Annotated in this window: 9 protein-coding genes; all 9 read right to left on the reverse strand. The window is 49.5% G+C overall.

Annotated features, from left to right (window positions below):
- Positions 1–1,229, reverse strand: a 1,229-nt coding sequence (locus KDD36_06840; protein ID MCB0396350.1) for a thiol:disulfide interchange protein, incomplete at its 3' end; no start/stop codon positions are given.
- Positions 1,230–1,761: 532 nt separating this feature from the next.
- Positions 1,762–2,448, reverse strand: coding sequence for a queuosine precursor transporter (locus tag KDD36_06845; protein ID MCB0396351.1), 687 nt, complete (start codon positions 2,446–2,448; stop codon positions 1,762–1,764).
- Between the two features lie 56 nt (positions 2,449–2,504).
- Positions 2,505–2,807 (reverse strand): hypothetical protein, encoded by a 303-nt coding sequence (locus KDD36_06850; protein ID MCB0396352.1) that lies wholly within the window; start codon positions 2,805–2,807, stop codon positions 2,505–2,507.
- A 137-nt stretch (positions 2,808–2,944) separates the two neighbouring features.
- Positions 2,945–4,273 carry a tRNA lysidine(34) synthetase TilS gene (gene tilS, locus KDD36_06855; protein MCB0396353.1) on the reverse strand — a complete coding sequence of 443 codons (1,329 nt, stop codon included), beginning with the start codon at positions 4,271–4,273 and terminating at the stop codon, positions 2,945–2,947.
- 16 nt (positions 4,274–4,289) lie between these two features.
- The gene (locus KDD36_06860; protein ID MCB0396354.1) at positions 4,290–5,600 is read right to left on the reverse strand and encodes an anthranilate synthase component I family protein; all 1,311 of its coding nucleotides are present in this window, start codon (positions 5,598–5,600) and stop codon (positions 4,290–4,292) included.
- A gap of 30 nt (positions 5,601–5,630) precedes the next feature.
- Positions 5,631–6,665: a ferrochelatase gene (hemH, locus tag KDD36_06865; GenBank protein MCB0396355.1), complete on the reverse strand. Its 1,035-nt coding sequence runs from the start codon at positions 6,663–6,665 to the stop codon at positions 5,631–5,633.
- Entirely contained in the window at positions 6,665–8,068 is a 1,404-nt protein-coding gene (lpdA, locus tag KDD36_06870; GenBank protein MCB0396356.1) for a dihydrolipoyl dehydrogenase, read from the reverse strand. Before lpdA ends, hemH begins: the two co-directional genes overlap by 1 nt.
- A gap of 36 nt (positions 8,069–8,104) precedes the next feature.
- Positions 8,105–9,760 carry an apolipoprotein N-acyltransferase gene (gene lnt, locus KDD36_06875; protein MCB0396357.1) on the reverse strand — a complete coding sequence of 552 codons (1,656 nt, stop codon included), beginning with the start codon at positions 9,758–9,760 and terminating at the stop codon, positions 8,105–8,107.
- A gap of 243 nt (positions 9,761–10,003) precedes the next feature.
- Positions 10,004–14,944 (reverse strand): hypothetical protein, encoded by a 4,941-nt coding sequence (locus KDD36_06880; protein MCB0396358.1) that lies wholly within the window; start codon positions 14,942–14,944, stop codon positions 10,004–10,006.
- Positions 14,945–14,984: the final 40 nt, after the last annotated feature.

Genomic DNA, 14,984 nt, shown 5'->3' on the forward strand with positions numbered 1-14,984 from the left:
CCGCTGATCAGGTCCACCGGTGCACCCCACAGGCCGGGTACCAGGTAAATGGTGAAGGCCAGCGCCAGGATGCCCACAGTCATGCGTCCCCACCCTGGCCTTTTCATGTTCAGCACGCCAAGGAGGTAGAGCGCCATCAGTCCGAAGATCACCACCCACAAGCCAATGAAGGTTTCCCGCACCAACAGGTTCCAGTGGTAGGCCATATCTGCATTGGAAAAGAATTTGAGCGCCAGCGCCAGCTCCAGAAAGCCCAGCGTCACCTTCACAGTCCCCAGCCAGCTGCCGGAACGGGGCAGGGCATTCAGCCATGCCGGAAATGCGGCAAACAGGGCAAAGGGGAGTGCCAGTGCCAGTGCAAAACCGGTCATGCCCAGGGCAGGTGCCAGGATATTGCGTTGCACGGCGGCTTCAACCAGCAGGGTTCCGATAATAGGTCCGGTACAGGAGAATGAAACGAGGCTCAATGTAAATGCCATGAAAAAGATACCGATCATTCCACCCCGGCTAGACATGCTATCCATTTTATTTGCCCATGAACTGGGCAATGTGATCTCAAAAGCGCCGAAGAAAGAAATGGCAAACACCACAAAGATGACAAAGAATGCCATGTTAAAATATACGTTGGCAGCCATATCATTCAGTGCCTGTGCGCCAACCGAAAGCGTAATGGCGAGTCCGAGTCCCACATAGATCACGATGATACTTGTGGCATACAAAAGGGCATTGCTCAGACCTTTCCTATACGTTGTGCTTGATTTGGTGAAGAAGGAAACAGTGAGCGGAATGATCGGAAAAACGCAAGGCGTAAGCAATGCGATGAAGCCACCCAGAAAGCCTGCGAGAAAGATGGCCACGAGTGACATGTTGCTGGATGTTACGCCTTCGATGGAGCCACATTCATCATCCATAAATGCCGTTCCCATATTACCTTGATCTGAGCCATCTGTTGCTGCCGTGGTGTCTTCAGGTATGGTATCCATGCCGGTCGGTCTTACAACATCAGCGGAATCACCATCTACCGGCAGGACCTCGTTGCCTGGCATTGGTTCGTTTGTTCCCGTTTTTCCTTCGTCAGATGGTTCAGCCGTTTTCTGACCGTTGGTCTTTTGCTTTTCCGCACCACATCCGCACCGGCTCGTTTGCGCATCACCTTCAGGTAAAACGATGGTAAATGATTTTTGAAGCGGAGGGGTACAGGTGCCATCCACGCCACTGGAACACGCCATGTAATTGATACCTCCTTTAACCTGTGCGCCGGGAGCGGGGGCTTCCACGATCTGACAGAAGGCAACGCAATTGCTGTATTGTTTCACCGTCATATCAAAGACATCCACATACTCTTCTTCGAGGTGTCCTGTTTCATTCACACGTCCCTTGAGGATGTAACCGTCGGGTTCCTGAAAGTAGAACTCCGTGGGCAGGGGACCCCCTTCTTCCAGATCCTGTGAGTAAAGGTGCCAGCCTTTATCGATCTTGGCTTTGAATACCACTTCATATTTGCCATTCCCCAGGTTGGTTGCAAAAAAGTTCCAGTGCACCGGATCAAAGAGTTGGGGTGTAAAGGCGGGTTCAGCGGATTCGGGATGAACGTTCACAGATATGGTATTTCCGGGAACCTTCTCTGTTTTGCCACGGCACGCCAGGATAGAAATCATAACAATCCCTGCGGTGAGCAGACTGAAGGATATGGCTTTTACAGATTGTTTCATGGGACGCACAAAACTAAGGTGTTTTCGATAAAGTCGGTGGTTGCCATATTCAATCCCTTATTTCCTCTCCGAATTTCAGGCCGAATGCCCTTCTGCACATCCAGGTGCAGATGTAAAAAGGAATGGTATCTGCCAGGGCGACCAGCACTTTAAACAAAAAACCGTTTTCAAGAAGAGACGGGAATTTATCCCATGGTATTGCACCGCGGCTGCAAAGTACCACCAGAACGACGGTGGTATCCACCAGTTGGGAAATGATAGTAGAAAAATTATTCCGAAGCCAGAGGTGCTTACCATTGGTCAGGCGTTTCCAGAAATGAAACAGGCGGATGTCCACAAACTGCGCGGCCAGGTAGGCGGCCATGGATGCGCCAACCGCTGCGCCTGTCATCCCGAATACATGATTGAACTGGTCTTCGTTTACCGGCGACCATGCGGTAGCTTCGGCGGCGGAGGACAGCAGCACCACCCCCATGACAAATACGCTGGCGATGAGACCGGAGAGGACGACCTGGTTCGCTTTTTTTCGTCCGTAAATCTCAGAAATAATATCGGTGACGAGGAAGGTGATGGGGTAAGGCAGGATGCCAACGGATATCTCAAAGGTATACCAGCCGAAGGGGCTCCAGGTAAAGAATTTTTGAAAGATCAGGTTACAGGCGACCAGTGAGGCGATGAAAATGCCGGCAAGGATAAGAAAGAGGAGGTGGGCTTGTTGTTTCTTCGGTTCGGTCATAAAAAAAGGCTGTGGCGTTTAACACCACAGCCAAAATAACCATAAAATGCAGGTCGTCAAAAGATTCGCACTTCCCTGATGCAATGTATGGGAATGGTCCGGCCGCCTTTGAGTACGATATTGTTTTCCGTCGTGGCCCAAACAGTCGTTTCCACCTTATTCAGGTTTTCGTCTGTCTCAAAGAGGATCTTAACCTTTCTCCTATACACATTACCCAGCGTAGTGGCGATCTCCAATAGTTTCTTCCGCGCAAAAATATCTTCCTTACTATTCAGCACCTCAGTCTTTCTGAACCGCAAATTCCCGATAAGCTCCTTTTCAATGGCACGGGCATGGTTTAGTATTTCCTGTCCAAGCATAGGTTTGGTATTAAAAAAATGAAATAATCTGAAGAGGATCGAATGTCCTGTAGGAATATAAAACGAAAGCTATGCAATTAAAGTTTCAAAGTCAAGGGAAGTTTTCAACAGGTTATTCCCTTTATTTTCAATTGTTTTCACGGATTGGGCTTCCAGGTGAAGCGGATCACCCCGGTTGTTTTTCCAGTGACCTTTACATGGTCCGCCATGCGGTAACCAATCACCCATATCAGCTTGTTTCCCGCAAATAGCAAGGGAATCCGGTCCCTGTCGAGGCGATGGACCTTTTGTTCGGTGAAGAAATCGCTTAATTTCTTTTTTCCCTTCATACCCAGCGGTTTAAAGGCATCACCTTTTTTCCAGTAACGGATATGTAGATGACCATTCAGCTGATCTTCATCTACATAGATGAAATGCCGTTGTGTCTTCAGGTTGGCAGGCGGTTTTTTGAGCCGGTTCATCAGCAATCTGCCAACAGGGGTCTCACATGTTTTTCCTTCAAAGGACCAGTCGGATGTTGCTTTCTTGTCTGTTTCCTTTTTCCGGATCACAATGCGGTCATGACCAACCACCAGTTGATGACTAGCAGATGTCAGCGTGTGGCCGGTGCGTAGTTTTTCCTTGCCGATCAGGTAAGTGGCCTCATCCTCACCAAAGCCGAATGGTTTCAAAACTTCAGCCATCATCAGGGCAAGTCCGGGTCTTGGGGTCAGGCACCACCGTTCAATGAAATGATCTTCCCTGTCCTGCTTCAGCACCTCCTCCCGAAACACCCTGAGGGTATCTTTTACGATCGCCTCTGCCTGTCTGAACCGTTCGATGTTGGATGCCATGGTTTGCTCAACGGAGGGATTGATCTTCCTAAGTGCAGGGATCACATCATGGCGAATCAGGTTCCTTTGGTATTTCTTATCCAGGTTGCTCGCATCTTCCCTGAATTTGAGTTTACGCTGTCGTGCGTATTTCTCAATGTCCTTCCTGGAGGCGAAGAGCAGCGGCCGTATGAGGTGATCGTGATGCGGCAGGATGCCATGCAAACCCGCCAATCCGGTTCCTTTGGTGAGGTTCAGCAAAACTGTTTCCAGTTGATCATCCTGATGGTGAGCAGTGGCGATGCGGTCATAATGGTGCTTACCGGCCAGTTCCCTGAACCATTCGTAGCGTGCGTCGCGTGCGGCCATCTGAACAGATCCCCCTTTGTTTCCCTTTTGTTTTAGCGCGTGCTCTTTGATGTGGCATGGTACCTTGTATTTTTTGGCCAGTGCTTTTACAAATCGCATGTCTTCTTCAGAGTCACGTCCCCGGAGTTTGAAATTCATGTGGGCCATGGCGAATGGAATACCCGCACGATGCATCAGATCCGTCAGCACCACGGAATCCACCCCTCCGCTCACAGCAATCAGACAGTGTCTTTTGTCGTCGAGGAGATTCTGGGATTTGATGAATTTCTTAAATGCGTTCAGCATAATTCTGTTTGTGATCTCAGGTGGATTTGCATTCCGGCGGCGAATTCAAAACGGAGGATGCTTTCAGCAGACATTCCTCATATTCCGTTTCAATGTTTGCCTGTATGGTCAGTGCGCTTCCGGTAGACAAAGAGGTGTAGCCTGAATCGGCATGATACAACAAGGTACGGATCATCACATTGAAGTCGAAATTTCCTTCGGGATCGACATAACCCAGGGCTCCGGAATAGAGTCCGCGTCCGGTGGCTTCGTAGCGATCAATAAGTTCCATGGCCCTGATCTTGGGAGCACCGGTCATGGAGCCCATTGGAAACGTGGCCCTGATGCATTCTCCAAGGCTTACTGTTTCATTCAATGTAGCGCTGATGGTGGATACCATCTGATGCACCCTCGGAAAGCTTTGAATCCCGAACAACTCATCCACTTTTACGTTGACGGCGCCCTGAATCCGGGACAGGTCATTGCGTACGAGGTCAACGATCATCACATTTTCACTTTGCTCCTTACGGCTAAGTCTTAGCACATCGATCAATTCGTTGTCCTCAGCCTTATCTTTCCCTTTGCGGATGGTGCCCTTCATTGGTTGGGAAATGAGCATCTCTCCTTCACGTTTGAGGTAACGTTCTGGGCTGGAAGATAACACGTGCAGGTCTCCGGTTTTGTAGTAAGCGGAGAACGGACTGGGGGCGTGTTCGGATAAATGCAGGAAGGCAGCCGGTGCATCCAGTTGCATGTGTTCGTTGTAAAATTCCTGGCAAAAGTTCATTTCATAAATGTCCCCTCTTCGGATATGGTCGATGATCGTCTCCGCCTGTTTCCGGTATGTGTCACGGGGCATGCGGCATTGCATGCGCATGTTTTCCGGCCATGACGATTGCAGCGGTTCGGTTCGGGAAATTTGATCAAAGACTTCTTCGGCGGATGCAGCGGTGCTGTTCTCCGCAACACCGATCTCCACATCCGTTCCCTGAATGCGGATCAGCCAGGTGGGGATGAAGAAGTGAATCAACGGAACAGGTGGATGAGGTTGATGGATGTTGCTGCCATCCTCAATCGAATCTTTCACATCATAACTGAGAAAACCGAACATCCAGTCGCGGTGTTGCTGCTGAAAGGCGTCCAGTTTTTCCAGGGCGCCTTCTTTTTCCGCATAGGAACATGAAAAAGAAGTGGTGGAACCGATGGCTGCCAGCGCATCAAAAGTTTGCGGTTGGTATCCGTTGCTGTTGAGCAGGGCGATGTTCTCATTACGTTGGGTGCACCATGCCAATAACCTGGGTAGGAAGTCGTGCGGGTGATTGATCCGGAAATGATGGTAGGATCGCATGGTTTAAATATTATCTGGTCCGAAGACGGGTCAGGCCGGCTGCTGCTCGGATTGTAAGGCCAGCTCCGCAACCGTTTGCACCCATTCAGGCCGGTCATTCAATCCGGGGACCAGCGTTACTTTTTCGCCTCCGAACTGTTGAAAGAGCTCCTGGTATTCCACACCGATCTCATAAATGGTCTCCAGGCAGTCGGCCACAAATGCGGGGGAGAACACCAATAACTTTTTGTTGCCCTTCCTTCCCATTTCCTCGATTACCTTGTCCGTATAGGGTTGCACCCAGGGATCACTTCCCAGTCTGGATTGAAAACAAACGGTAAAACCGTTATCGGGTATTCGGAGGCGTTTGGCTACTTCCCTGGCGGTGTGAAAACAGGCAGCGCGGTAGCATTTTTCGTTCTTCTCTGATATCTGTCCGCAACAGGAGTCGTTGATGCGGCAAACGCCGGAATGATCATCCTTCAGAATATGTCTTTCGGGCACCCCATGAAAACTGAACAGGATGTGATCGTACTCTGCAAAGGAGATTCCGGAAGCGGAAGCGGCCACCGCATCCAGGTATGACGGATGGTCGTAGAATTTATCCACGATCCTCACCGGTATTTTCAAGCTGTATTTCTTAAAAATACGTCGCACCAATTCGATGGTGGATGTCGTGCTGGACGAGGCAGGTTGCGGATATAGTGGGATCACCACCAGCTCGCTGAGGTCATGTAATTCTTTCCATTGCGTGATGGTTTCCCCGATACCGGGGTGTTGGTAGCGCATGGCCCATTTGACCTGGTGGGATTCTCCCAGTGTTTCCTCTAAGCGTGTTGCCAGGTTACGGGTATGGATCAGCAGAGGGGATCCGTCCTTCGTCCAGATCTCTTTGTAAAGTTTGGCAGACTTGGGCGCCCTGAATGGTGCGATGATAAAATTCACCAGTAAAAACCGTTTCCATAAGGGAATGTCAATCACATAGGGGTCCATCAGAAATTCCCTGAGGTAAGTGCGCACGTCTCCTACAGATGGAGAATCCGGTGTTCCCAGATTGATCAGTAAAATACCGGTCTTTTGTTTCATCAGGTATGCAGGGCACGCTTATCGGTGGCATCCAGGGCAGCTTCTTTGATGGCTTCCGTGAATGTGGGATGTGCATGACAAATGCGTGCGATATCTTCGGCGGATGCTCTGAATTCCATGGCAACAACGGCCTCGGCGATCATATCTGCTGCCCTTGGGCCTATCATGTGTACACCCAGGATCTCGTCGGTATCCTTATGAGCCAGTACCTTCACAAACCCATCGGTGTCCATGCTTGCCCTGGCTCGGCCGCTGGCCTTAAAGGGAAATGAACCGGATTTATACGGGGTACCGTTCTCTTTCAGCATTTCCTCGGTAGCGCCTACAGATGCAACCTCAGGCCAGGTATAAACCACACCGGGGATCAGGTTATAATCAATATGCGGTTTTTGTCCGGCGATCCATTCTGCGATATACACACCTTCTTCTTCGGCCTTGTGGGCCAGCATGGCGCCTTTCACCACATCACCGATGGCATAAATACCTTTCACATTGGTCTCGAGGTGTTCGTTTACTTCTACACGGCCACGTTCATCGGTTTTTACACCGGCCTTATCCAATCCCAGTCCATCCGTGTACGGCCTTCTTCCCACAGCCACCAGACAATAGTCACCGGTGAAGCTTTCGGTTTCTCCTTTTTTATTCTCTGCTTTTACCGTAACCGTTTTACCTTTTACAGATGCGGACTGTACCTTATATCCCAGCTTGAAGGTCATGCCGAGTTTGGAAAGGGTACGTTGCAGTTCTTTGGATAATCCGCGATCCATGGTAGGAATGATGGCATCCATATACTCCAGCACAGTCACCTTGGTACCCAGACGTGCGTAAACAGATCCGAGTTCGAGGCCGATGACACCACCACCGATCAGCACCAGGGTCTCCGGAACATTGTCCAGACTGAGGGCTTCCGTGGAGGTGATGATCCTTTTCTTGTCGATCCCGATGCCCGGCAGGGATGACGGTTTGGATCCCGTTGCGATGATCGTCTTTTTGGTCTTTATCTTTTGTATTTTTCCTTTATCATCTTTGATGGCAATGGTATTGGCATCTTCGAAGGAACCTATGCCTTGCAGGACATCGATCTTATTCTTCTTCATGAGGTAGTTGATACCGTCTGTGGATTGCTTGACCACGTCATTTTTCCTCGAGACCATCTGTTTGAAATCCGTCTTAAGGCCGGACATCATGATGCCGTGGGTCTTGAAATGCTTTTCAGCATTGTGGTAATGCTCCGAAGAATCCAGCAGTGCTTTTGAAGGGATACAGCCTACGTTCAGGCAGGTACCACCCAGGGTTGCGTATTTTTCAACCAGTGCGGTCTTCATTCCCAACTGTGCGCACCGGATAGCGGCTACATACCCGCCGGGTCCGGATCCGATCACAGTGATGTCGTACTCAGTCATGCTAAAATTTTTTTCCAAAGGTAAACAATGCTGCGGTCAATGCATTGCAGAAGTGTGGCTTTCCTTTTTGTTCTGTTTTCCGTTTTTCAGTTTGATAGCGATGGCAAACAGAAGAAGAAAGCAACCCAGCCAGGCGGAAATGCGATAGAGGAAGTCTCCATACCTTGCATAGAAAGTGATTTCATCGCTCGCATTGATCTTGTCACGGATAGCTGTTGCAGTCCACCATCCCGTAGGTTGGATCACTTCCCCCAACGGGGAGATAAAGCCTGAAATGCCGGTATTTGCGGAACGTCCGACTCCCCGTCGGAATTCAATGGCCAGCAAGCGGGCGTAAGCCAGATGTTGAACGGAGCCCGGTGTATTGTCCCACCAACCGTCATTGGTGATGATGAAGATGGCGTCTGCGCCATTGCGCATATATTCTCCCAGATAATCGCCATAAACGGATTCCCAGCAGATGACCGGAGCGATCTTGAAATCATTTGAGGATGATGTGAGCAACGTGCGTTCTTTCTGTGTGCCCAAAGTTCCGGTGGTGCCGCCAAGGTCGAATATCAGTTCCTGGATGGGATTGAACAACCAGGGGAAGGGCATTTTCTCTACACCTAATACCAACTGTGATTTGTGATAGATGGTGATGGGGTCTCCTCCACCTGTCTGGAGCGCTGAGTTATAGAAATCCATCCAGGTTCCATCTTCTCTTTTACGTGCAGTCTCTGATGGTCGTTTGTTGGTGTCATAGTTTCGGTAACAGGAAAAGCCGGTTACCATTCGGGCGTCGGGGAAGGGTGCGAGGTATGCGTTGATATATTCCAGCAGGGGGTTGCTGTCCAACCGGTCGCAATTTATCGCTTGTGGCAGGGCGGTCTCCGGGCCGATCACATAGTCGACATTTTCATCCATCAGTGGTTGAGCCAATGAGAGCATTTTCTGAAGTTGCTCCTGTGGTGTCATACTGCCGAACTTCTCGCTGTATGGATCGATATTGGGTTGTATGACCACCAGATCTATGGGGTCATTCGGTTCCTGGTAGTTTGACCGGATCAGGGTAGACCAGATGAGCGGAAGGAAAATAACGGATACCGAGATGCCACCGAAAATTTTCCATCGCTTGTTGTGCGCACGGAAGTCGCGAATTGCCCGATACAGGAGAACATTCATCAGCAACACCCAAAGGCTTCCGCCACTGACACCGGTGTACTCATACCACTGTATCCAGGAAGTGGTATCGGACCAGGCATTGCCCAGGGTAAGCCAGGGATAAGACAGGTCCCAGTGATAATGAAGGTATTCAAACGTCATCCAGAACAGCACGAAAGCGATATGTCCACGCTGCACACCCAGGTGTCTTTTGGCAAACCGGAACAACCGCAGGACGATGGCCATGAACAGGCCATTCAATATAAATGCGGTGCCGGCGGAGATCAGCTTTGTAGCCAGGCCTTCTTTTACGCACCAGATCCACCAGGTGGTGAACATGTTCCACAGGAACATGGCCAGGAAGGCGTACCAGAAAAATCCTTTGTGGGATTCCCCTGCTTCCCGTCGGGAGGCCAATTCATCTTCCAGCCAGAGAATCGGAACGAATGCTACAAACAGGAACCATGGCATGTTTCCGATACCGGGCCATCCCAGGGCGAAGAGTCCGCCCGAGACTACCATCGCTGCAATGTATAATAGCCGTCTCACCTTTCAGTTGTAAGGAAGGCGAAGATACATATTGATAAAATAAATCAGGTAAACCCAAATCATGCATATAGAAGAAAGCTATTGCATGACGCATAAGAAAATCATAGGATACCGATTGTTTGCTTCGGAATGGATTCTTGATTTTCTAATGCGGGATAACCCCAGCTAATACATATAGTTCAGCGCGAAAGGCGCCTCCTAATGCATAATCTGGGGTAAAGGGAATATGAATAGGAAGAAGCTTTACCGGAAAAGATACATTTTGCCGAAGCCGCTGTGGAAATATTGGTCCAGGTTGCTGTCCATGTGCTCGATGTCCGATCCGTTGATACGGGTGACGACCCGGTACAGGTAAAGGCCGTTTGCCAATCGGTCGCCGAACTGGTCGGTGCCGTCCCAGGCAAATGATGTAATATTCTTGCCGATCCGAAGGTCGCCCAGTTCTTCACGGCTGATCTCCCTGACCACTTTTCCTGACACGGTCATGATTTGAATGCGGAAATCATCAGGTATGGCGGAGCCAGTTAGGGTGAAGACGAACCGGGTGGACGTGGTAAAGGGATTGGGATAATTGACCACATTCGTGATGGTCGATTGATTGACAATTTCAAACCGGATGGTATAATCATATACGCCGTTTCCGCTCCCGGAAATGTTCTTGGAAGCATCCTTCGCCCTGATCTGCATTTCATAACTGCCATCCAGGGTAAATACAGGATGGTAGGCAATTTCAAACCGGTTTTTGGGAAGGCTTGCCGGTGTCCAGTTCAACACAACCTGTCCGTTCTGTATAAAGTAGATTCGTTTGTTTTCAATGCTTCCCGGTTCTTTCAGGTAAACTTCAAAAAGACTGGTGTCATCCAGTGCCAGCCAGGGATTTTCATCTGTAAGCCGGATAAATATTTCTGGTCTGGCTGAAATAATTTCACCGTTCAGGATATGCATACCGTCGAATGTTACATCCAGGATCGGGTTCTCAATATCCTTGTTGATATGGACAGCGGTTTGAAGGATGTTGTTGAAATGGTATTGTTCCGGTTGATCGTAGGTTCCTTTTGATGCATTAAACGGATTGACCTCCACCCACACGGTGATGTCGCCGTTCAGTTGTTGGGTGGGAAGATCAAAGGCAATATTCACCGTATCACTTACAAGTAGGCGTTTTACGCGGTAGACCGGAAAATCGTGACGATTGCGGTTGGCATCCTGGATCCAATACTGCACCAATAAACTGTCAGCCATATCCACATCACCAATGTTGCCGGCTGCCAGGCGGACTTTGATAAACTCACCTTCCTGCACCGTATCGTTTTCCAGTGAGAAAGCGAGGTTTGGAAGGAGCGCTGCTTCCGGTGCAGGATCATAGACCACCTGCCAGCGTTTGATCTGAGTGGGTGTTCTTAAGGAGTCATCCTTGATAAATGCATTCAGTTTGAGATAAGGGAATTCACCTGATGGCACATCGGGATAAATCCAGAGGGAATCAACGGCGGTGGTATCGACCAAGGTTGCTTCGGACCCGTCCTTCCTGATACCGATCACAGAAAGTCTGAGTTCGTCACTGGCACCGGCGTCCTGTGGTCGCTGCCTGTAATGCAGCGTATTCCATGCAGTGGCGGGACCGATGACGGTGGAGGTCAAGTCTCCCTGATACCATACGTTTGTCAGCAGTTTGTTGATCTCGATAGCGGCAAAGGAGTTGGCACCTGCTGTATCTATGGCAGAAGCAATATTGCCTTTCTGTGCAAAAAAGATATACGGTTGGTCATTTGCCAGACCGTTGATCAGGGTCGCACCCATAGCGGTCAGTTTATTTTTTAACGCACTACTCCACAGATTGAATTGTCCGCCAAAAACTGTATAAAGAAGAACGTAATTACCATTCGGTATTTTTTGGAGTAAACTTAGCAGTGAATCACGCTGAACAGCATCACCCGATCGAAAGATGAAGTAATTTTCTGGGCGCGCCCTGCCCGGGCAACAACCTAGACAATTTGCATGTCCAAAGTTTGTGTACTCCGCTGTATTCCACGGTTTCAGTGACAGAGAATCCAATATAGCTACGTGAATGGAGGGTGTTCCAGTGCAGGCGCCGTAGTCTGTAACCGTTCCGTTGATTGAATATTCATGAGGCCAGGGCGACGAATTGTTCGAGCCCTTGGTTTTACATTGCAGTGCTCCTGCATTGTTTACAAAATCAAAGTCGCGTTCCGGTTCATCAAAGCTGATCAGGTTGTATTTGTCTTTCCGGAATTGGAAAAAGTGTGCCTGCTCCCATCCGATCCGTCCATCGATGTATTGAAACGAGCTGTTACGCCAGTTAAAACCCTGGGTGGAGGTGGAGTCCGGACTGACCCGCCAGTAGTACACGGTGCTGTCTGTCAAAGTCAAGGCAGGTTGCCAGGAGATGACGCCACCAACACCAGACAACGTGGTGGAGGCTAATGGGGCAGAGAAGGCATCAGTGGTGTCAATCTCGAACCGGTATGATTTTAAAGGAGCCAGCGGGTCTGAGGTGCTTGCCTTGAGCGTGACCTGATCATTCGGGACGATGGCAAACTCATAGGGATAAACGGGAAGGATGTCGTTGGACTTGATCAGGAAATCAACGGACAAGAAATTATTGTTCTCACTGAGTTCATCGATCTCGTCCAGATCGTCAATTGAAATTTGCAGGCGGTTCAAACCGATTCCCAGGGCCAGGTCAACGGGAAGCCGGAATTCGATGGTGTCTTTGTAGGACGGTGCATCCGCAATATGGTTGATGACCTGTCCCAGCGTACCGTCCGGCAGGTAACGTTCTACCTCTACATAAAATGAATCGCGAATGGCCCTTCCCAGGTTCCTGATGATCAGGTGCACATCGAAACTATCGGTTTCATTGGTGATCTCTTCAGGGTTAAAGTAGACATATGGGGATGATATGGTATAATCCGGTTTGAGTTGGGTGTTGATGCGAACAGCGGGATCTCCGTGCAAGGTCATCTCAAGTACAGTTGCTTTCCAGGGCCACAGGGAACTCTGAATGTCACTGATCGTTTGCCTGATCTGGTCACCTACCGGCATGCCATACATATCACCAGAGAAATGCTGGAACAGGGTTTTCGAATAATCATGGGTGTAATATTCCACGCCAAGTCCAACCTGAGCGAGAAAAGCGATGGAGCCGCCATTGGCGGTCAGCATCCACTGTTCACTCACGCTGCCTGTTCCGGACAGATGGATGTTTCCTGCAAAACAGGAGTTAGCCACAATCCAGGGGTAGCGGTCTTTGTTGGAGAAGTTCTCCGGAGCATCCACATTCTGATCAAAACCGCTTGATGTGGCATGGCCAAAAAATGTCATGATAGAGACCCCGCTGTTGATCAGTTGTGCAACTGAGTCGGACAGATTCACCTGAATCGGGTCGGCAGTAGATTTTGAAAACGTGTATACGACCGCACCGAAACTCGTATCGCTGATGGACTGTTCGTATTCATACAGATGGCCCTTGAATCTTTCTGCCTCATTGAAATCGGAACCTCCGCCAAAGTGAATGGCTCGCTTCATCCATTCTGCCGGTTCCTGGCTTTCATAGGAGATCACTTTGGCGAGGTAAAGCTGTACCTCTTCTGAACTGTTGGCGGCGAGTCTTCCGGTGGACAATGCAGGTTCCAGTCCACTGGCGCTTCCGAGTCCGGCGGTAAACAGTACATCGCTGGACGGATTACCGAAGCTGGGCACCAGGCAATTTTCAAAATTTTGTTTGTTTCTCCGGAAGCCGAATGCGGTGTTTTCGTCATGGGCGTGGATGGATTTACCCATCAGAAAAAGGTATTTTGGTGGGCCGGCCCAGACATTCAATGCCATGTCACAAAAAGACCGGATGGCCAGCGGATGTTTTTTTACGCCATACGCATACTGATCGTATAACTCTTCAACATTCACCACGATCGGTTTATATCCGCCGCCTGCTATACTTGCCCGGTAATTTTTGTATAAGCCGGCATCGATGACCAGTTCTTCACCCGCAATGATCAGGTAATCGTATGAATTAGCGGAAGAAGTGTAGTCGGTGAATTTGCCCGTGAATGTTGCTTTCCTGATATTCACGACCTCCGAAATACCATTTTCCGAAACCATCCAGCAGGTCTTGTTTTTACCGCTGTTCGTTACCAGGGCATGGTATAAACCGCCGCTCTTAATCACCTTGATGCGCCTGTTAGAGGTTACATCATACAGCCATGTGGGGCTGCCCAGGTCGTTGAAGGAAGACATCCTCAGATACGTTTTTGATTGGCCGGTGGCATCAGGAACAGTAAAAGAAAAAGAAGTTTTGCCTTCAAGATTTGTCAGGTGTGGATAGGTCAGGTGAAACACGGCCAAGGCACTTCGGTCGGCCGGGGCACCCTGGTCATTGATGCTGGTGAGTGTCAGCGGGGTGATCGGATCAATGAGTCCGCTAACGGGCACGCTACCGTTGTGAGGAACATGACCATAACCGGAATAGATGGTATCCCAGGTTTGTCCGGCCATGGTTAGTCTGGTATGATGTGCCGTTCCGGAAGCGCCGTAGAGATCCATGGTATAGGTTGCATCGGGGCCGCCGGTAAATATCTTGCTAACAGGAAGGTTGTAAGTGGCACTTGCGCCGAGTGAGAGAGCAGGTCCCATCCATCCTTCGCCTGTGATGTATTCCGCATCACTGCTTCCCCTGCTGTCGAGCTTTCCCGGATAGTAGGTATTATTCAGAGCAACCTTGTAGGTTTTATAGAACCAGGATGCTTCGGTGTAGTTACCGAAAGCCACATCATTTTCAGAAGTCATCCGGCTATTCGTGGTAGACTGGTTCCAGGTGAGGAAGTAGTAAGCGGTATCGGTGAATAAACTGTAGTCAGGGTTGCCTTGTACGTTTCCGTTCTTATAGAGCTTTTGGTCAAGCCAACCATTATTACCGCTGGCATGGAATACGATGTAGTCTGAAGGATTAAAGATTCCATCAGATTCGCCTTCCACATAAATGAATATCTCCTGTCCACGTCCAAAAATCTGGAGATTTCGCGGATCAATGGTGTTCACAGGAACGCCGGCATTGGCCAGAGTGGTGAAGGATATCCTGTAGATACCATCGCTGGTAATTGGAAACTTAAAATAGGTTTGCTGATAGTTAATCCACTCATTTCCATATTGTGCTTTCGCGGGCATGATCATCCCCAAGCACAATACTCCTATGAATAGAAAAGTT

It is taken from the genome of Flavobacteriales bacterium, assembly GCA_020435415.1.
GTDB lineage: Bacteria > Bacteroidota > Bacteroidia > JACJYZ01 > JACJYZ01 > JACJYZ01.

What these genes read in the sequence shown, in the direction of transcription:
- KDD36_06845 (MCB0396351.1), bottom strand. Translation starts at nt 2,448, where the DNA reads ATGACCGAACCGAAGAAACAACAAGCCCACCTCCTCTTTCTTATCCTT.
- KDD36_06850 (MCB0396352.1), bottom strand. Translation starts at nt 2,807, where the DNA reads ATGCTTGGACAGGAAATACTAAACCATGCCCGTGCCATTGAAAAGGAG.
- tilS (MCB0396353.1), bottom strand. Translation starts at nt 4,273, where the DNA reads ATGCTGAACGCATTTAAGAAATTCATCAAATCCCAGAATCTCCTCGAC.
- KDD36_06860 (MCB0396354.1), bottom strand. Translation starts at nt 5,600, where the DNA reads ATGCGATCCTACCATCATTTCCGGATCAATCACCCGCACGACTTCCTA.
- hemH (MCB0396355.1), bottom strand. Translation starts at nt 6,665, where the DNA reads ATGAAACAAAAGACCGGTATTTTACTGATCAATCTGGGAACACCGGAT.
- lpdA (MCB0396356.1), bottom strand. Translation starts at nt 8,068, where the DNA reads ATGACTGAGTACGACATCACTGTGATCGGATCCGGACCCGGCGGGTAT.
- KDD36_06880 (MCB0396358.1), bottom strand. Translation starts at nt 14,944, where the DNA reads ATGCCCGCGAAAGCACAATATGGAAATGAGTGGATTAACTATCAGCAA.